Source organism: Gluconobacter sp. OJA, assembly GCF_039638325.1.
Classification (GTDB): domain Bacteria; phylum Pseudomonadota; class Alphaproteobacteria; order Acetobacterales; family Acetobacteraceae; genus Gluconobacter; species Gluconobacter cerinus.
The window spans coordinates 975,891-993,142 of record NZ_JBDIWI010000001.1 but is presented as its reverse complement, the minus strand read 5'-3'; the positions used below and the strand labels follow the sequence as shown (position 1 = coordinate 993,142).

Genomic DNA, 17,252 nt, shown 5'->3' with positions numbered 1-17,252 from the left:
ACCGGCCTCGGTCTGACCTCAACTGGGTTGCCCATATGACGAGGTTGTCGTTAATAAATGGTTAATACGCCTGCAACACCTTTGATCGTTTTCATATGATCCGCCTGCGCGATGTCTCCCTGAAACCTGCTGGCGTTGGGCAGCCTGTTCTGCACGGCATGACCCTGACAATCCCTCAGGGAGAATTCCGCTGGCTTCTCGGGCCATCAGGCGCAGGCAAATCCAGCCTTCTCAAGCTTCTGACACTCGGGGCAAAACCCGCCTCTGGCCAAATGGATATTCTCAACACCCCAGTCACGGGCGCCAGCCGAAGCACCCTCCGGAACCTGAGAAGACGCATCGGGTTCGTCCCGCAGGATTACCGCCTGATCGGGGAGTGGAATGTTTTTGACAACGTCGCCCTCCCGTTGCGTCTGCGCGGGCGCTCCGAACGCGATATTCGACAGGAGGTTTTTGCCGTCCTGGACTGGCTGGATGTCTCCCCGCACGCCCATTCCCGGCCAACCACTCTTTCCGGGGGCGAACAGCAGCGTGTTGCTATTGCACGCGCCCTGATCGGACGCCCCGACATCCTTCTCGCCGATGAACCAACAAACGCTCTTGAGGATTCTCAGGCCAGACGCCTTCTTGCAACGTTCCAGGAACTGATTGATCTGGGAACAACCGTGATTGTCGCGACGCATAACGAAGGTCTCGTGCGCGATGCTCCCGCCCCATCCATCATGCTCCGTGATGGCACGCTCGATCCGCATGCAAATGAGGCGATAGCGTGAGCCGCCGCGTCTCTCCCGGTCTGCGCTCAGGCAGCCTCCCTCTGCTTGTTGCTCTCATGACCCTGCTGGCAGGCTTGGCTCTTGCTGGTTTGACCGGTGTTCAAGCGCTTGCAGACGGCTGGGCGCAGGCGGCCCGAAGTGCTGCAACGATCGAAATCCCGACGGACATTCCAAACGCCTCAGATCGCACGGACGCACTCATTCATGCTCTCAAAGCCTTGCCAGGCGTTACCAACCTGCAAAAGCTTTCCACAGACAAGGTGCAGGATCTACTGGCGCCCTGGCTTGGCCAGCCTACGGATTCACGGAAAGGCTTGCCGGGGCTCTCACTGCCCACCGTCCTCATCGTCGCCCACACGCCTGACGCTAACCTAAGCTCCACTGTTCATGAGACGCTACCCGAAGCCATTGTTCAGGAAGACATGCAGTGGGGCCAGAGGCTTGAACATTTGGGCACAAGCCTCGTCGGATGCGCCTGGCTTGCCGTTATCCTGATCGCAGCGATTGCCGTTTTATCCATAGGCATCACTGTGCGGCGCTCTGTCGCTGCCCAGAAACGGGCTGTGGAGATCGTGCACTCTCTTGGCGCAGGGGACTTTACAATTTCCAGCCATATTGCCGGTCGGGCTGCACTCCTCAGCTTTATGGGCGGCGTGGCTGGCCTCGTCCTCCTCACGCCACTGACAACCTCCCTTGCCACAACCCTCGCCCCCTTCACGCATCAGGCCACCGTCCCAAGCACCTTTCCGACCACACTGGATGGCTGGTGGACAACACTCCGCATTTTACCTCTCAGCCTCCTGAAAGAGCTCGGTGCCCTGCCCGTCATTGCGGCTCTTCTGGGATGGATCACAGCCCAGGGCGTTGTGCTCGTGTGGCTTCGTCGATTGCCGTGAAGGCCTTTCTTTCCTCGCTGTTTCTTATTGCCGTGCTCTGGTCGGCTGGCTTCGTCTGGTTCATCCACGATTCCCGGCAGCCACCGCATGTTGCCACTGTCTGCGATGGCATCGTCACCCTCACGGGCGGCCAATCCCGTATCGAAACCTCCCTCACCCTTCTCAAGGGCGGATATGGCCAGCTTCTACTGATTTCTGGCGTCGGGCCCCATGTTACACTCGATCAACTTGTGCGCCTTCAGAACCAGACGCTTTCCAGCGATCTGGCCAGCCGTGTCACTTTGGGCCGCCGTGCCGTTAGCACGATTGGCAATGCTTATGAGACCACGACGTGGGCCAGAGATCACAAGATGCATAGCCTGCTGGTCGTTACCGCTGGCTACCACATTCGCCGCGCCATTATAGAGCTCAGCCGGACTGCCCCAGATCTGGAACTCGTGCCTTATCCGGTTCTCCCGCCAGCTCTGGAAGCGCCACTGTCCCGCCAGACCCTGCACTTACTAATCCGGGAATATTTCAAACTTCTAGGCGCAGAACTAAGTAATCTGACGGGCCTGCCAGACGGCAAGATTGGCCTTACGCCTCACTAAGGCCCCTTGTACAACCGCAGCTTTTCTGGTGAGCAGACAAAATTATGAGCATTCTTCGCGGCCTGCTGTTCAATCTTTATTTCCTGATCCTCACAGTCATCATGGGCCTCGGTGCAATCCCGATCCGCCTCATGAAGCGACAGGATCTGGCACTCTCCTACGCCAAACTCTGGTCCAGAGCGGTGCTCTTCGGATTTGCACAGCTTTGCTTCGTGAAAATCGAAGTTCATGGTCGGGATAATATTCCTGCAGGCCCAAGCCTCATTGCATCCCAGCATCAGTCCTTCTTCGATGGCTTCGTGTGGATGAATCTGGTTCTCCTCCCGACCTACATCATCAAGGCGGAACTGACTAAAATACCCCTCGTCGGCCCCATGCTTGTTCTGAGCGGCATGATCCCTGTGGAACGAAGCGCTGGATCGAAAGCCCTGCGGACCATGATGAAAGACAGCGCACGCGCTCACGCATCTGACCGACAGATTATTATCTTCCCTGAAGGCACGCGCACTCTCCCCGGAGAGCGCCACCCCATCCAGCCCGGCATTATTGCTTTAGCCCGACAGGCTAATGTTCCTGTCGTGCCGGTCGCCACCAATTCCGGCCTCTTCTGGGACCGATCTCCCTGGCGGAAAAAACCTGGTGTTTTGAAGGTCGTCATCGGCGCGCCACTCCCCTCCACAGAGGGACGCAACGGCTTCACGACCGCGCTGAACGAAGCATGGGATGAACTGTGCGCAACCCATGAGTTACCGCGCAATACTGTGGATAACTCTGTGGAGCTTCAGAGAGTTTAACAGCCGCCGGAACAGAAGGAGTTTTGAGGCCAGAGGCTTCGGGCGAATCTCAAGAAACCCGACGGTTTCCATGCGTAGCTAAAAAACCCTGTTTTTCTGCGGTTTTCAGCTATTCCCTGACTTCAATGTGCCCAGATCGCCTTCCATAGACTCGGCTGTCAAACAATGACTGCACGCGGAATGCTGTTTTGGGGATAAAATACCGTCCATCGAACCAGCTTCTTTATCCCGTTACACAAAGACAGGCCCAGTGAACCCAGTTTCCAATACTGCCCGTTACCTGAAAATCACGCTTGTCATCTTCTGTTTCATTACAGTTGTGGCAGCTGCAGATACCGCCCTGTGGCATCACGTCACCACCAGAATGCAGGCACAAATTGAAAACGAAGTCGCGAACCTGAAAGCTACGGGATGGTCTGTAGAAACTGGAGAAGTTCGTCGTGGAGGCTGGCCTTTCGGAGCATGGATCGACATCCAGAAACCCCAGCTCAGCCATAAAAATTTTCCTGCCCAACCATTTGAAGCTGGTTGGGCAGGTGAGACTTTCAGGCTTGGCGGACCATGGACGGAAATCGTCAGAAAAGGCCTCACCGTCTCCCTTCCCGGTCGTCAGGTTGCGCGCATTATCACTTCTTCGGCCAGAGCAACCATTCTCACAGAAGCTTTGAGACTGCACATCTCAGAGGACGGAACCGTGATGTTCCATGCTCCTTCTGCCCAAGTCGCCGTCGCAATGGACCTTGTGGATCAGACAGTCGCGCTGTCCCGCCCTTCTGGACGCATCCTCATCCAACCCCAAGCCCCAGCGGGAGCCACACGCCTCGGACTGGATGTGTTGTCTTCCACTCTCAGCACATCATTTTTGAACGCTGCCAAATATCCGCTGCACAACGCTCATCTCGTGGTAGCTCTCACAACGTCCAGCACACATCCTGAAAGTCCACTTTTTAGTCCTGAAGGCTATGAGCGCCTACTTGTGCAGACAGCATCATTTTCGATGGGGTCGGAAGCGACTTCTGCACATCTTTCCTTTTCCGGTGAACTGACATACCCAGCGCTCAACGGTCACCTTACCCTGTCGCTTCTGAACTGGCATGATGCCGCCGAAAAAATCCTGAATATTCCGCGCCTTCAGTCCTCGCTTGCTCCAGACACGCGCGTCTTCCTTGAGCGCATTCTGCACGCAACGCCCTCATCCGGACTGGCAGAAAGTCATCCTGTTGTCGCAGAAGTTTCCGTCGTGAACGGTCATGCTGCACCTGCTCTCGAACAACTTTTGCAAACAATCTCCACACAAAAAATTGACGCGTCACATTTGCGCGAGTAGACGCAGGGAATGTTTTGATTTTTGTCAAAACCATGGCGCGGAAAGAAAACTATTCCCGTGCTGCGGCTTTCAAGATTCAGATCCGGGTCATGTGTGCAGTGCGGTGCGCATGATCTCAGCTCATTCCTGACTTCTAGGGTGCGAGCGTAGCTGACGGGTCCATGCGGACCGGTTCTGCGGTCCGCCTCCCAAGCAGAAGGCACCATCGCAATGTTTGGCCTGTCGGCTTTATTTCTCGCGCGATTTCAGTTCGCGTTTACAGTCGGGTTTCACATCGTATTCCCGGCATTCTCGATCGGGCTTGCTGCCTATCTCGCCGTTCTTGAAGGCCTCTGGCTCAAGACGGGACGCAGCGCCTATCTGGATCTCTTCAAATACTGGCTGAAAATCTTCTCCGTCGTATTCGCGATGGGCGTGGTTTCCGGTCTGGTCATGTCCTACGAATTCGGCACCAACTGGTCCCAGTTCTCGCAGAAGGCTGGCCCCATCCTCGGCCCAATGCTGGCCTACGAAGTGATGACGGCCTTCTTCCTCGAAGCCGGCTTCCTTGGCGTCATGATGTTTGGCCTGAACCGCGTGGGCAAAGGCCTACACTTTGGCGCCACTTGCATGGTCTCGATCGGCACGCTGATCTCTATGACGTGGATTCTCGCCTCCAACTCCTGGATGCAGACGCCGCAGGGCTACATCATTGATGAAGCGACAGGTCGCTTCCTGCCAGGCAACTGGTGGCAGATCATTTTCAACCCGTCCTTCCCATTCCGCCTCGTGCACATGGGACTGGCAGCGTTCCTGTCCGTCGCGTTCATCGTGGCTGGCGTGGCTGGCTGGCACCTGCTGAAGGCCCGTCGTGAAGGGCGTCAGGCGTCCGAACAGGTCCGCCTGATGTTCTCCATGGCCATGTGGATGGCCGCGATCGTTGCTCCGGTCCAGTTCCTGGCGGGTGACACGCAGGGTCTGAACACGCTGGAATACCAGCCAGCCAAGATCGCCGCGATGGAAGGCGACTGGGACTCTGAAGGCCGTGCGCCGGAAATCCTGTTCGGTATTCCGGACATGGAAAACGAGACGACGCACTACAAGGTCCAGATTCCGCTCCTCGGCTCCCTGATCCTGACGCACAGCCTCGATGGCAAGGTGCCGGGCCTCAAGGACTACCCGAAGGATCTGCGCCCGTATTCGCCGCTGCTGTTCTTCTCCTTCCGCATCATGATCGCGCTTGGCTCGCTCATGGTTCTGGTTGGTCTGTGGTCTCTCTTCCTGCGCTGGAAGGGCAGCCTTTACAGCAACGCGATGCTCCATCGTGTCGCTCTGTGGATGTCCCCGGCAGGCTTCATCGCCCTGCTGTGTGGCTGGATCACGACTGAGGTCGGCCGTCAGCCATACACGGTCTATGGCCTCCTGAAGACCTCCGACAGTGTCTCCCAGATCGCTCTGCCGAGCATGGCGACGTCGATGGTTGCCTTCGTGATTGTGTACTTTGTGGTCTTTGCAGGTGGCATCACCATTCTTCTGCGCAGCTTCGCAGAAGAGCCTCACTCTGGTGAGGAAGGTCCGTCCGAGCACGAGCCGCAGATGTCCGCTGGTACCACGCAGGTCTCACATCACCCCCACAATGCTGGTCTGGCGGAGTAAGCGATCATGACCGAATCCGCCGCTTTCTGGCTTCCCGTGGTCTGGGCCGTTCTCGCGGCCTCAGCCATCTTCCTCTACGTCATCCTTGATGGCTTTGACCTCGGCATCGGTGTCCTGTTCCTCAAGGAACGGGATCACGATCACCGCAACGTCATGGTCAACACGGTCGCCCCTGTCTGGGACGGCAACGAAACCTGGATGATCTTCGGCGGCGCCGCACTCTACGGTGTCTTCCCGGTCGCCTACGGCACGATTCTTCCCGCGCTGTACCTGCCCATCCTGTTCATGCTGCTGGCTCTCATCCTGCGCGGTGTCTCCTTCGAGTTCCGCTTCAAGATGAAGTCTCCCGGTTCACAGCTGTTCTGGGATGCATCCTTCTGCGGTGGCTCCATCGTTGCAGCATTCATGCAGGGTGTGATCCTCGGGACGCTGGTGCAGGGCATTCCCGTCCAGAACAACGTGTTCGTCGGAACCTCGCTGGACTGGCTGACGCCGTTTGCACTGTTCTGTGGTGCCGCCGTCACAATCGGCTACGCACTTCTGGGCTCCACGTGGCTCATCTGGCGCTGTGAAGGCGAACTGCAGGATACGATGCGTCGTGTTTCCTACGGCCTTGCCGGCCTGATGCTGCTGACGATCGTCGCTGTATCTGTCTGGACGCCACAGCTTCACACCACCTACATGCAGCATTGGCTGGAATGGCCACAGCTTGCTCTGGTCCTGCCGGTTCCCGTCGCTGTCGTAGCTGTGGCTGGCGCGCTGTTCCTGGGCCTGCGCAACCGCAAGTCCCACCTGCTGCCGTTCATCTCGACACTGGGTCTGTTCTTCCTGTGTTTCTCCGGCCTCGGGATCAACGTGTGGCCGTATATCGTGCCGCCGACCATCACGATCTGGCAGGCCTCTTCACCACCAAGCAGTCAGGCTTTCGTCCTGTTCGGTGCGATGTTCCTGCTGCCAGTCATCCTCGGCTACACGATTTATTCCTACTACGTGTTCCGTGGAAAAGTGACGAACGAGCATCACTACCACTGACCTTCAGGGAGTTCGCGCCATGAGAATCGAGTACGGAAAGCCCAACCAGAAAACCGGCACTGTCGCCTGGATGAAACGGGTGGGATGGTTCGTACTCTTCTGGCTCAGCGGTGTCCTCGTCGTTGGCGTGGGCGCTGAACTCCTCAAGAGGATCATCTTCGGCGGCCATCACTAACCGAGGCCTCCCAAAGAAAAACCCCGCCCCTGAAAGGCGGGGTTTTTTCATGCCGTCAGAAGGTATCTTTCTGCCGACGCAAGTCCGCAAACTGCGCCACATCGGACGCTCGCAGAAATGGATTCGTGGCCCGCTCCGTTCCCAGAGAGACTGGCAATGTCGGTCTCCCCGCTTCCAGAAGCGTTTCCACTTCCGCTGCCCGCGCTTTCAGAGCCTGATTGTCTGGATCGACATGCAATGCGAAAGCGATGTTCGAGCGGGTGTACTCATGTCCGGCACAAACCAGCGTGTTATCAGGCAGCGCATCATAACGATGGAGACTCCGATACAGTTCTTCTGCTGTCCCCTCCAGCAGGCGCCCACATCCAACACTGAACAGCACATCACCACAGAACAACGCAGGCACTTCAGGCACAACATAGGAAAGATGCCCGACAGCGTGTCCCGGCGTTAGAAGAACGTCCACTTTGGTGGATCCGATATAAAAGCTGTCACCATCTTCAAGGCCACGATCCAGCTTGGGGAGCCATTCCTGTTTCTGGGATGGGCCGAACACTTTCGCGCCATATCGTTCGCGAAGGGCTTCCACCCCTCCCGTGTGATCCGCGTGGTGATGCGTCAGAAGAATCAGATCGAGACGCCCTTCTCCCAACACGTCCATGACTGGGCCAGCTTCGCCTGGGTCCACGACAGCCCGCGTCCCGTCTTCTGCTTTCAAAAGCCAGACATAATTGTCTGACAAAACCGGAATGGACTGAATATCAAGTGACATGACAGTTCCCCTGAACTGAGCTTGCTGGTTAGATACTTCCATGCTGACGCGCCTGACACGCACCCGTTCTGAAGATGCTGCCGCTTTCTATCAAAGCTGGGCAGGCCAACGCACAGCCAGCCTCCTCAACCGAAGATTGAACAGCCTCCTGCCAGACCTCCGGGCGCGTCGACTGCTCGGGATAGGGTACCCCGGCCCCTATCTTCCTGCCACAGCGGGGTGCGCAATTTCTGCACGTTTGCAGCATCCCCAGACCCAGCGCCCATTTCACCACATCGGTCAGGACTGCCTGATTGATAGCGGGCGTCTGCCTTTCGATGACCTGTCGATGGATACGGTGCTGGTCGTTCATGGACTGGAGTTTACCCGCTCAGCAGCAGACTTTCTCCGCGCCGCCTGGAAAGTCATGACAGATGACGGCTACCTGATTCTCGTCGTGCCAAACCGCTCCGGCTACTGGGCCCATACGGATGCAACACCCTTTGGTCACGGCGTCCCCTTCAGCACCAGACAACTGACGCGACTGCTGGAGCAGGGACTGTTCCAAATCGAACACCATACTGGCGCCCTCATGACGCCCCCTGCTCTGCTGTCGCGCCTTTCAGGCACACTTCCAGAACGCGTTGGAAAAATGATCCGCTACCCCTGCGCGGGCGTCCATATCGTGGTGGCTCGCAAGAACGTCTATGCAGGCCTTCCCCTGATGGACGAAAAAGCGCGTGTGACCGTCCCCAGACAGGTTGCAGAACCTGCCTGAAAAACGCCTTCTTTGTGGCGAATTCTTGACCCTAGCTTCCTGTGCCGTAAGAGTGCGTTCCATGTCGTTGATCCAGTCCCTCAAACTTGTCCTGTCGCCGCCGCATCGCGCTGCGACTCCCTTCCTCGCTGCAGGTGCCTTCGTTGGCATCATCGGCCGCCTGACGCCCTGGCGGTTCACGCGTCTCATCGGAAAGGCTGGCATCGCATTTTCTGCCTTCTGCCTGTACTTCTTCCGGGACCCGAAGCGCACACCACCACCGGGATCAGATCTCGTACTGGCGTCTGCAGATGGCCGTGTAACGTCAGTCTCCCTCGTTGCTCCACCGGCAGCGCTTGAAATGGGCACAACTCCGGTCTGGCGCGTCTCGACGTTCCTGTCCGTGCTGGATGTGCACATCAACCGCATGCCTGCAGCCGGTCAGGTCACGAAGATTGCCTATCATGCGGGCAAGTTCCTGAACGCCAGCCTCGACAAGGCCTCAGAGCATAACGAACGCAACGAAATCCGCCTGACCCTTCCCGATGGCCGCAATATCGGCGTCGTGCAGATCGCAGGCCTGATTGCGCGCCGCATCCTCTGCTTCGTTGAAGAAGGCGAGCACCTGGAAGCTGGTGAACGCTTCGGTCTGATCCGTTTTGGCTCCCGCACAGACGTGTATCTGCCGCCGGGGGTTGAGCCGATCGTTGTTGAAGGCCAGACCATGATCGGGGGCGAAACCGTCCTGGCGAAGCTCTGAGCCAGAACGCGCCAATGACCATTCCCGAGACGGCTGAACCCAACCGTCCTGCCAGACGCCGCCGCATTCGTCGCCGACTGCGCCGCATGGGACGCACCCCCCGCACACGCGTGCGGGGACCGTCCTTTAACCGGCTGATTCCCAACATCCTGACCATGCTCGGCCTGTGTGCCGGGTTGAGCGGGATGCGCTTTGCGCTGGAACACCAGTTTGCACACGCAGCGGTCGCTCTCCTGATCGCAGCCTGCATTGATGGACTGGACGGCCGGATTGCACGCCTTCTGCGCGGCACAACGCGTTTTGGCGCCGAATTCGACAGTCTGTCAGATTTCGTATGCTTCGGTGTCGCACCGTCGTTCGTGCTGCTGATCTGGTGCCTTGAAGATGCCGGGCGCTATGCCTTTGTCCCCTGCATCATGTTCACGGTCTGCATGGCCCTTCGTCTGGCACGCTTTAACGCAAGCCTGGATGACGATGACAAGCCGGATTACTCCGCCAACTTCTTTACCGGCGTTCCAGCCCCTGCTGGCGCAGGTATTGTTCTGTTCCCCGTATTCCTGGGCCTTGAGGCAGACAGGATGCATGCCGAAGGCCTCGCAGCTTTCGCCCGTGCACCCATCGTCTCGGCAGTCTGCCTGATCCTGACAGGTCTGCTGCTGGTCTCGACGCTGCCGGTCTGGTCTTTCAAGAATTTCAAGGTTCCGGCCCGCTATGTTCTGCCGCTCATGCTGGGAACGGGCCTCTATGCGGCCGTTCTCGTTGCAGACCCGTGGGGCGCACTAGCCGCCGCCGGACTGTTCTATGTCGCAATACTGCCCTTTTCCCGCCGGTCTTATCACCGGCTGAAACGGGCCGCTGAAGACATGTCCGAAACGGTTGAAGAAGAAGCAATCTGAACAAAAAAAAGCCGCCGGAATGACCGGCGGCTTTTTTTATGTCTCCAAATGGCTGGAAGCAGTCTTCCAGCCATTCGGAAAATACTTATTCCGTGACATCCCAAAGCCATGCTGCACCGCGGACGCCAGAGCTGTCACCATGCAGGTTCTTGACGATTGGCGTTGTGCAGACCGGCGTAATAACGTGCTTGCTCAGGAGCGGCGGAACACGCTCATACAGCGACGCCAGATTGGAAATTCCGCCTCCGAGAACGATCACGTCCGGATCAAGGAAGTTGATCGCGAGGGAACAGGCGCGTGCAAAGCGCTCCATGTAAAGGTTCAGTGCGCGGATGGCAGCTTGGTCGCCGTTTGCAGCAGCATCTTCGATGCCAGCCGTGTTGCGGTTACCAGGCCCCTTCCAGTCAGCAGCCAAAGCGGGACCGGAAAGATAGCGCTCCATGCAGCCTTTGTTTCCGCAGAAGCAAGGACGCGGCTCACCATCGTCAGGGAGCGGCCAGGGAAGCGGCAGATGCCCCCATTCACCAGCAATATGGTGGCGGCCCTCAAGCACACGGCCGTTATTGACAATGCCAGCGCCCATGCCCGTTCCGACAATAATACCGAAAACAGTCTGTGCACCTTTGGCTGCACCATCGGCCGCCTCAGACAACGCAAAGCAGTTTGCATCGTTCTCTGTGCGAACAGGGCGGGACAGAGCCGATTCCAGATCCATGCCGAAAGGCTGATCGTTCAGCCAGGTCGCGTTGGCGTTCTTGATCAGCCCCGTCTCCGGAGAAATCGATCCTGGAATGCCAATACCCAGCGTGGACGTGCTCTGACCGGCAGACACGCGGTGGCTGGGAACAGCCCCCAGACGATGATCCACACTCGTCACGAGATCACGGATCGCAAGAACCGCTTCCGGATAAACACCTGGATTAGGAATTCGCTCACGCAGGACAAGGTCGCCCTGACGATTAAGAACTGCGATCTCGATCTTGGTTCCACCGAGATCAATACCAAGGCGATAGTCAGCCATCTCATGCCCTGTGTTGTTTGGCGGCCGTCTGAAAAGAGAGCCTGAAAACAGATTAACGCACTGTATGCGCTCGTCTGATTGAACGTGAAAGCCTCTGTCGGCAAGTCATCCGATCACAAAAAATCAATGTTTCTGTTTTTGTAGGATCGAGTGCTGGTCAAACTCCGCCATTCATCTCTCAGCGAGACGCTGAAGACCCACAAGAATGTCCTGGGGAGACGGAGGACATCCTGGAATAGCCTGGCGGACCGGCGTGAGCGCTTTCAAGCCTCCCAAAGTGGCATAATTCGGCCCGAACATTCCGCCATCAACAGCGCAGGCCCCTACAGCCACCAGACTTTTTCCAGTCGGCATCGCATTCCAGACCCGCTCAAGCATCTGAACACAGGCCCTGCCCATCGGACCCGTAACCAACAGCCAGTCTGCATCTGCCGGATCGGTAACGCGTGCGAAGCCATATTGCTCAAGAGCGAAAGCACTGCCGCATAAACTCTCCATTTCCATGGCGCAGCCTTCACATCCTCCGGTCTCCAATACGTACAATTTGATCGTATCAGGACGGACAGACGTGCCTTTGTCAGCGGATACTCTCCACCGCGAGACATTCAGGAAAGCATGCAACACACTGAGTGGGCCCATAGTCTGCAACGCTGTCACATTGCCACTCCAGACGGGGCCAGAGCCAGAGACTTCAGCCCGGCGCTCAAACGCTCTGGAGCCTCTCCCTGCAAAACGCGACACAGAACGGGCAGCAAAGAGACAGCCGGGTCTCGGGCATGGACAGACTCAATCTTCCCATTCTTCAGGCGGACCCAGTACCAGACGTCACCTCTCGCCCCTTCAGCCGCGCCAATGCCTTCCTGCGTGGCTTCAGGTGCGGGCTCGTCATCATCCATGCCGATGCTCCCCAAAATCCGCTTGATTAAAGCCAGAGAATCCCGGATTTCCGTCAAACGCAGCGCATCGCGGGCCGCCGCATCGCCATCGCTGGAGCCTGTTGCCCGCAAAGCATCCAGCCGCATACCGACTTCCCTGCGACGCACATCCAGACTTCGACCTGAAGCCCGACCGACTAGACCACCTACTGCAAATTCACGTGCCTGCGCGGGCGCCAAAACAGCCAGTCCCTTCAAACGGGGTGCAAATACGGATTGCAGTTCGCGCAGTTGCGCCATGCGGGAATACATGACTTCCAGAACAGCTTGAGCCAGCGGAACGATTTCCAAACCAGACCGCACACCCTCGCACGTAATCACGTCCGTCAGTCGGCGCGGTACGCCCTGCTCTGCACAAACAGCGGCAATAGCCTCCCGCGCATGCTCGCAGTATGTTGCCAGCAGTCCCGCACCCACGGCACGTGCTGTTCTCGCCATATCGAAGAGGTGGACGGAAATTCGCTCGATTTCGAGAAGGATCATCCAGGCATCCCGCGTCCCTGGACCCGGCTGCAACCCGCGCGCTTGGGCAACAGCCCGGCAAAACGCCATTGGGTGAGCGACAAAACCCCCAGCGGTCATACGGGAAACCAGCGGAAGTGCCTCTTCAGGCGACAATCCAACCATGCGTTGCAACACACCGCGATGAGCCAGCCCGGCATCGACGGACAGCCCTTGCACTGCGCCGCGCACCACATCGAAAGAGAGTTCGAGCGGACCGCTCAATCCTGTTGTTTCCGCGCGCAGGCGACTACGGCCCGCAGGCAAGGGCATAGCCTGCCCTCCAGGCCCCGGCCGTGAGGACAGCGGCCATGTCGTTTCCCAGAAACCATCATCAAGGGCAGGACGACCATCTCCGCAGGCACTCATGGCCTCAACGCCCCAGAGATCATAGGCTACGCGTTCCCCCCACTCCGCCGCAGGGAAACGTGAAGATGGCGCCAGATAACGACGATCTTCCACCGCCGTACTGGTCATCAGAGGGCAATCGCCGTCCAGCAACAGCACGTAAACACGCTGCTCATCCGCCCAGCAGGACAACAGTGACAAAGCTCTGCCGGGGGCAGTCAGCATCGCTTCCCATTGCTCGGAATCAAGATGGTAATGCGCCAGCGCAACCCGCTCACCACTTCGGATGATGCGTTCCATGCTCATCATGGGCGCCACCCAGGTGCTGGATGCCATGCCAGAAGGAGCGGCCCGCAAAGACCGACAAGCAAAAGAACAGCTTCAACGGCCGGAACAATGCCACCCTTGAGACTAAGACCGGACGGCATCAGCCCGGCCAGACGAACCTGCCTCAACCCGGGAAGTAGACAAACGATCATCAGCACAAGGAGCAACGGCTCAAGAGAACGACCGATCGCCAACAAAGCGCAAAAGACCGGCCATGGCGCTACGCCAGCAGCAACCATCTCGTATCGACGCCCATCATTCTGACGCTCCAGAACAGCCAACCCAACAGACGCCACTAAAAGAAGGACAATTGCACTTCCTTCACCAACTGCCGCGGCAATCGCACCCAGCGAGGACAGAATGGGCAAGAAGACACCGCGACCTCGGGACTGGCCTGCCATACGCATGATCAGTGTCCCGAACCCAGCTACCAGCACCAGAATATGAACGAGCGGGTGTCCGTCCAGTCGCAACATCAGCAGAATGGCTGCAAACCTCAGACCCGTATCAAGCAGCACGGCATCAGGTTCCGGAACGGGAGACGGCCCCAGACCGGCCATCATGCACAACCCGACTGTCAGCAGAACTGGCCCCAGAGGAGACTGATCCATCGACAGCAGGGATGCCCCAAGCACTCCCAGAATAACTCCACCGAGACGTGACCTTGCCATATCCCAGACAATGGCAGCCTTCTGCGCGCCCCGGCCCTCGCGCCACGCCCAGAGAACCGTTCCTGCGCCACACAGCACCGTAACGGCGAAAGCTGAATGAACATTCAGGGCCATCAAAGCGCATCCGGTCACCAGAAAAGGCAGAATGCGTCCAACCCGGTCTCCCGCAGGCGGCAAAAGAAGCGGCATGACTGCAACCACGCAGGAGCACGCGGCGGCGAGCGCATCCGCACCCGGCATCAGCCAAACCGCAACGGGGGTCATGAGAGCACCAGCAATCGCAAACGTGCGACTGCTGACAGCCTGTCGACCGGGAGGCGTCATGAGTAGCAGAAAAGCGGCCAGAAGCGGCCAGACTGTCACAGCGAACAGAGTTCCAACGGGAGCAAGTGGATGCATCAGTTTTCCTCCACCCGCCGCCAGGCAAGGCGTGGCAACAGTGTCATCCCCAGTGCGCCCAGAACACCCCATAGCGCTACAGCCGCAGCAAAGAACGGCCACGACTGAAGAACACACGCCATGACAATCAGTCCGTCAGCAGCCATCAGCAGCCCTGTAAACTGCACAAGGGCTGGGCCGAAAGCCGCGCCACAAAGGCCTACCAAAACGGCTCCCGCTCCCAACACAGGCGCCAAACCAAGACTCGCACCTGAGAGGCCAAGTGCCAGCAGCAGAAGCAACGCACCGACCACAGGCAGCACAGCACCGCGATCTGGCACATGACCAGCGAACCGCCTGAGCCATATCCAGGCACCAATATTCAGACCGATTAATGCGATCGAGGTAAGCAGCGCCAAAAGCCCTCCACAGACTGTCGCCCCTGCAAAAGCACATACCAGACCGTAAAGTGGCAGGCCTCGTCCATCTCGCCCCAGCCCGGCAAGCGCCAGCAGCAGGAGCATGCCAAATCCGACAATCATGTCGCAAACCTCCCGGCGAGCGCGAGCAGAAGCGCCACGCCGGCAAATAGCGCCGTCAGTCGTTCACTGCGTTCCTGTGCGGTGAGCCTCAGTCCAATAAGCACGACCACCACAAGAGCAAGTCGACCCAACAGCCCACCCAATCCAACAAACCAGCCCGTCACATCGCTTCCACCCAGACCAACCGTGATGGGCAGAGCGAGATCAGCCAACAGCAGAAGCCAGGCCGCATTCAAAACTTCCGCAACATTCCGCGACATCTCACGAGCCTGACGGCTTTTTTCGCCGTCCAGACGCTGGATCATATCGTCTTCACGCAGGGGCGGGCAGGAAATTGCCAACGCCAATGCGCATGCGCCCAGCGCGCCTTCCAGCCCTGGTGCTGGCTCAATGTGCAACATGGCACATAAGCCCCCCAGACCATCCGCGCCCGGTGCCGCAAGCGCAATCAAGGCTTCCGTCAGGCAGAGCACCAGAACGGCAGGGAGAACCCGCCGCCATTCTTCCCTTTGCTGTGGAACGCCTAACATGAGGCGACCGGCCAGCAGCAAAAGGCCGATCAGCAGAGGATTGGCGAGAGAAACAAATGCCCCGCCCGTCGTCACGGCAGGCAGAACAACAAAGATCAACAATGCGATAGCCAGAACGAGCGCCAGTCTCGGTGCGACAGGCTGCCTTAAGACAACGCCCCAGAAGAGGATTGCCCTGCGCATCTGACGCTGAGGCCCGCAAATGGCTTCGCCATTTATCCAGCGAGGCAACTCCGCCAGCGCCCACGCCATGACAGGTGCCAGAGCCAGAAGAATAAAAAGCTGAAACAACGTCTGGGCGACAGCCCATAGACCGGTCATCATCATGCCGTCAGACCCAGAACCACCAGAACAAGCGCAAGCAGCACAAGCCAGAGCCCCACCGCCATCTGCCGCATATCTGGCATTTGACCGCTCTTAAGCGCTGCCAGTGCCTGAAGACGGATCCGACCACCGACAATCAAACGACGCATGATCCAGGGCAGAGCCGGAGGCTCTTCGAAGAGTCCTGTCTCTGATCGGCCAGTCTGCGTCCCCGGAAGCAGTAAGTTCGCGATCGCCTTTTCAAGACCGCGCTCCGTGCGCCACGATTTTACAAAGAACAGCCACATCACACTGAGAATTAACATCAAAGCTGGCACCTTGAGGTGCGCACCGTCTCCGCCGCCCAAAGACCAGAACGGCCAGACCCACTCTCCCTCGACGTGATGAAGCACGGGACTGAACACGCCAAACACTGCCACCGGCAGCAGCAGCGCGCCCAGAATAACCCCGCAGACCGCACCAGCTGGACCGATAGGCAAAACACCCGTGTCGGGCCGACGCCCCACAGTCAAAACATCAAACAGTGAAATCAGGCCAATCAGAAGCGCCACAAGCACTCCAATCACGCTCCAGCCCTGCACACCGGCAGCCAGCCCCAGCGCAGCGTGAATTCCCAGCCACAACACAAGAAACCCCGGCAGGGGTGGAAACGGCAGACGCAACGTCACGAGGACTGGCATCAGTCTCAGCGCCGGAACGGACAGCGTTATCAGGGTGAGATCCAGCAACAGGCTTTCAAGCGCAATCCGCGCGCCTGTTCCCATGCCCTCATCCTGCGCTGCAATCAGAAGCGTTGCCAGAATGACAGGCCGGACCAGTCCCAGATCGCCCGGGGAAATTCCCCAGAACACGCTGCGCCCCAAAACGAGCAAAACAAGAGCAGCCAGTCCCGCTGCACAGCCAATAGGGACGACGGCCCCCGCATGCCAGACAAGCGCAACGGCAAGAACAGACGACAACGCCGGAAACAGCGCACCCTCACGCGTAAAGAGCGCAGGCCAGAACAGCACCGGAAAGAGAGAAAGAAGCGCCAACGTACTGTCTGGCATCAACGTCGAGCATATGAGAGCTGGCAGCGCCCACCATACCGGGCACGCTTTGCGCTCCTGCGTCATCAGCACGCCAATCGCTACAGCAACAGCCGGAGCAGACGTCAACAATACAGCCGCAAGAGCTGCCGGAAGGGCAAAGCGCCCCCGGCCAACACGGCTTTCCCGGTCTGTCTTAAGAGCAGTAGGAAACGTCAATGCCGCGAGGCAAAGAGAGACCGGATCAGTATGAAACAGGGC

19 protein-coding genes are annotated in these 17,252 nt (G+C 58.3%); 11 read left to right on the top strand and 8 right to left on the bottom strand.

What is annotated here, in order from left to right:
* Positions 1 to 95 precede the first annotated feature (95 nt).
* The 8 genes from ABDK75_RS04645 to ABDK75_RS04610 all read left to right on the top strand — a co-directional run bounded on the left by ABDK75_RS04645 (position 96) and on the right by ABDK75_RS04610 (position 7,222).
* Positions 96 to 773, top strand: coding sequence for a cell division ATP-binding protein FtsE (locus ABDK75_RS04645; RefSeq protein WP_046901269.1), 678 nt, complete (start codon positions 96 to 98; stop codon positions 771 to 773).
* Positions 770 to 1,669, top strand: a complete 900-nt coding sequence (locus ABDK75_RS04640; RefSeq protein WP_211508738.1) for an FtsX-like permease family protein — start codon at positions 770 to 772, stop codon at positions 1,667 to 1,669. The genes ABDK75_RS04645 and ABDK75_RS04640 overlap by 4 nt, the downstream gene beginning before the upstream one ends.
* Positions 1,618 to 2,259 carry a YdcF family protein gene (locus tag ABDK75_RS04635; RefSeq protein ID WP_408874405.1) on the top strand — a complete coding sequence of 214 codons (642 nt, stop codon included), beginning with the start codon at positions 1,618 to 1,620 and terminating at the stop codon, positions 2,257 to 2,259. The genes ABDK75_RS04640 and ABDK75_RS04635 overlap by 52 nt, the downstream gene beginning before the upstream one ends.
* A 44-nt stretch (positions 2,260 to 2,303) precedes the next feature.
* Positions 2,304 to 3,053 (top strand): lysophospholipid acyltransferase family protein, encoded by a 750-nt coding sequence (locus tag ABDK75_RS04630; RefSeq protein ID WP_346005096.1) that lies wholly within the window; start codon positions 2,304 to 2,306, stop codon positions 3,051 to 3,053.
* A 250-nt stretch (positions 3,054 to 3,303) separates the two neighbouring features.
* Positions 3,304 to 4,380 (top strand): DUF2125 domain-containing protein, encoded by a 1,077-nt coding sequence (locus ABDK75_RS04625; protein WP_346005095.1) that lies wholly within the window; start codon positions 3,304 to 3,306, stop codon positions 4,378 to 4,380.
* Between the two features lie 210 nt (positions 4,381 to 4,590).
* Entirely contained in the window at positions 4,591 to 6,015 is a 1,425-nt protein-coding gene (locus ABDK75_RS04620; RefSeq protein WP_046901266.1) for a cytochrome ubiquinol oxidase subunit I, read from the top strand.
* Between the two features lie 6 nt (positions 6,016 to 6,021).
* A complete protein-coding gene (cydB, locus tag ABDK75_RS04615) occupies positions 6,022 to 7,047 on the top strand; it encodes a cytochrome d ubiquinol oxidase subunit II (RefSeq protein WP_046901265.1) in 1,026 nt (341 codons plus the stop codon).
* 19 nt (positions 7,048 to 7,066) lie between these two features.
* Complete coding sequence (locus ABDK75_RS04610) at positions 7,067 to 7,222, top strand: DUF2474 domain-containing protein (RefSeq protein WP_086633006.1); 156 nt, start codon at positions 7,067 to 7,069, stop codon at positions 7,220 to 7,222.
* 55 nt (positions 7,223 to 7,277) lie between these two features.
* Here ABDK75_RS04610 and gloB read toward each other — a convergent pair whose 3' ends face one another.
* Positions 7,278 to 7,994 carry a hydroxyacylglutathione hydrolase gene (gene gloB, locus ABDK75_RS04605; protein ID WP_346005094.1) on the bottom strand — a complete coding sequence of 239 codons (717 nt, stop codon included), beginning with the start codon at positions 7,992 to 7,994 and terminating at the stop codon, positions 7,278 to 7,280.
* Positions 7,995 to 8,034: 40 nt separating this feature from the next.
* On the opposite strand from gloB, the gene ABDK75_RS04600 reads away from it, so the two are divergent.
* From ABDK75_RS04600 to ABDK75_RS04590, 3 genes are all read left to right on the top strand, one after another.
* Positions 8,035 to 8,751, top strand: coding sequence for a methyltransferase domain-containing protein (locus tag ABDK75_RS04600; protein WP_346005093.1), 717 nt, complete (start codon positions 8,035 to 8,037; stop codon positions 8,749 to 8,751).
* Positions 8,752 to 8,812: 61 nt separating this feature from the next.
* On the top strand, positions 8,813 to 9,490 hold the full coding sequence (locus ABDK75_RS04595; protein ID WP_317215575.1) for a phosphatidylserine decarboxylase: 678 nt from the start codon (positions 8,813 to 8,815) through the stop codon (positions 9,488 to 9,490).
* Between the two features lie 14 nt (positions 9,491 to 9,504).
* Entirely contained in the window at positions 9,505 to 10,386 is an 882-nt protein-coding gene (locus tag ABDK75_RS04590) for a phosphatidylcholine/phosphatidylserine synthase (RefSeq protein ID WP_046901261.1), read from the top strand.
* Between the two features lie 85 nt (positions 10,387 to 10,471).
* Here the strand turns inward: ABDK75_RS04590 and ABDK75_RS04585 are convergent, their stop codons facing one another.
* From ABDK75_RS04585 to ABDK75_RS04555, 7 genes are all read right to left on the bottom strand, one after another.
* Positions 10,472 to 11,407, bottom strand: coding sequence for an ROK family protein (locus ABDK75_RS04585; protein WP_346005092.1), 936 nt, complete (start codon positions 11,405 to 11,407; stop codon positions 10,472 to 10,474).
* A 171-nt stretch (positions 11,408 to 11,578) separates the two neighbouring features.
* Complete coding sequence (locus ABDK75_RS04580) at positions 11,579 to 12,046, bottom strand: hypothetical protein (protein WP_346005823.1); 468 nt, start codon at positions 12,044 to 12,046, stop codon at positions 11,579 to 11,581.
* Positions 12,047 to 12,060: 14 nt separating this feature from the next.
* On the bottom strand, positions 12,061 to 13,527 hold the full coding sequence (locus ABDK75_RS04575; RefSeq protein WP_346005091.1) for a hypothetical protein: 1,467 nt from the start codon (positions 13,525 to 13,527) through the stop codon (positions 12,061 to 12,063).
* Positions 13,497 to 14,588, bottom strand: a complete 1,092-nt coding sequence (locus tag ABDK75_RS04570) for a hypothetical protein (protein WP_211498456.1) — start codon at positions 14,586 to 14,588, stop codon at positions 13,497 to 13,499. Before ABDK75_RS04570 ends, ABDK75_RS04575 begins: the two co-directional genes overlap by 31 nt.
* The gene (locus ABDK75_RS04565; RefSeq protein ID WP_211503325.1) at positions 14,588 to 15,109 is read right to left on the bottom strand and encodes a hypothetical protein; all 522 of its coding nucleotides are present in this window, start codon (positions 15,107 to 15,109) and stop codon (positions 14,588 to 14,590) included. Before ABDK75_RS04565 ends, ABDK75_RS04570 begins: the two co-directional genes overlap by 1 nt.
* Positions 15,106 to 15,966 carry a hypothetical protein gene (locus ABDK75_RS04560; protein ID WP_346005090.1) on the bottom strand — a complete coding sequence of 287 codons (861 nt, stop codon included), beginning with the start codon at positions 15,964 to 15,966 and terminating at the stop codon, positions 15,106 to 15,108. The genes ABDK75_RS04565 and ABDK75_RS04560 overlap by 4 nt, the downstream gene beginning before the upstream one ends.
* The gene (locus ABDK75_RS04555) at positions 15,963 to 17,210 is read right to left on the bottom strand and encodes a hypothetical protein (protein WP_346005088.1); all 1,248 of its coding nucleotides are present in this window, start codon (positions 17,208 to 17,210) and stop codon (positions 15,963 to 15,965) included. The genes ABDK75_RS04560 and ABDK75_RS04555 overlap by 4 nt, the downstream gene beginning before the upstream one ends.
* Positions 17,211 to 17,252: the final 42 nt, after the last annotated feature.

Bases quoted from the DNA above. Each gene is read 5' to 3' on its own strand.
- ABDK75_RS04645 (WP_046901269.1), top strand. From the start codon at position 96: ATGATCCGCCTGCGCGATGTCTCCCTGAAACCTGCTGGCGTTGGGCAG.
- ABDK75_RS04635 (WP_408874405.1), top strand. From the start codon at position 1,618: ATGGATCACAGCCCAGGGCGTTGTGCTCGTGTGGCTTCGTCGATTGCC.
- ABDK75_RS04630 (WP_346005096.1), top strand. From the start codon at position 2,304: ATGAGCATTCTTCGCGGCCTGCTGTTCAATCTTTATTTCCTGATCCTC.
- ABDK75_RS04620 (WP_046901266.1), top strand. From the start codon at position 4,591: ATGTTTGGCCTGTCGGCTTTATTTCTCGCGCGATTTCAGTTCGCGTTT.
- cydB (WP_046901265.1), top strand. From the start codon at position 6,022: ATGACCGAATCCGCCGCTTTCTGGCTTCCCGTGGTCTGGGCCGTTCTC.
- ABDK75_RS04610 (WP_086633006.1), top strand. From the start codon at position 7,067: ATGAGAATCGAGTACGGAAAGCCCAACCAGAAAACCGGCACTGTCGCC.
- gloB (WP_346005094.1), bottom strand. From the start codon at position 7,994: ATGTCACTTGATATTCAGTCCATTCCGGTTTTGTCAGACAATTATGTC.
- ABDK75_RS04600 (WP_346005093.1), top strand. From the start codon at position 8,035: ATGCTGACGCGCCTGACACGCACCCGTTCTGAAGATGCTGCCGCTTTC.
- ABDK75_RS04595 (WP_317215575.1), top strand. From the start codon at position 8,813: ATGTCGTTGATCCAGTCCCTCAAACTTGTCCTGTCGCCGCCGCATCGC.
- ABDK75_RS04590 (WP_046901261.1), top strand. From the start codon at position 9,505: ATGACCATTCCCGAGACGGCTGAACCCAACCGTCCTGCCAGACGCCGC.
- ABDK75_RS04585 (WP_346005092.1), bottom strand. From the start codon at position 11,407: ATGGCTGACTATCGCCTTGGTATTGATCTCGGTGGAACCAAGATCGAG.
- ABDK75_RS04580 (WP_346005823.1), bottom strand. From the start codon at position 12,046: ATGGGCCCACTCAGTGTGTTGCATGCTTTCCTGAATGTCTCGCGGTGG.
- ABDK75_RS04575 (WP_346005091.1), bottom strand. From the start codon at position 13,527: ATGGCATCCAGCACCTGGGTGGCGCCCATGATGAGCATGGAACGCATC.
- ABDK75_RS04570 (WP_211498456.1), bottom strand. From the start codon at position 14,588: ATGCATCCACTTGCTCCCGTTGGAACTCTGTTCGCTGTGACAGTCTGG.
- ABDK75_RS04565 (WP_211503325.1), bottom strand. From the start codon at position 15,109: ATGATTGTCGGATTTGGCATGCTCCTGCTGCTGGCGCTTGCCGGGCTG.
- ABDK75_RS04560 (WP_346005090.1), bottom strand. From the start codon at position 15,966: ATGATGATGACCGGTCTATGGGCTGTCGCCCAGACGTTGTTTCAGCTT.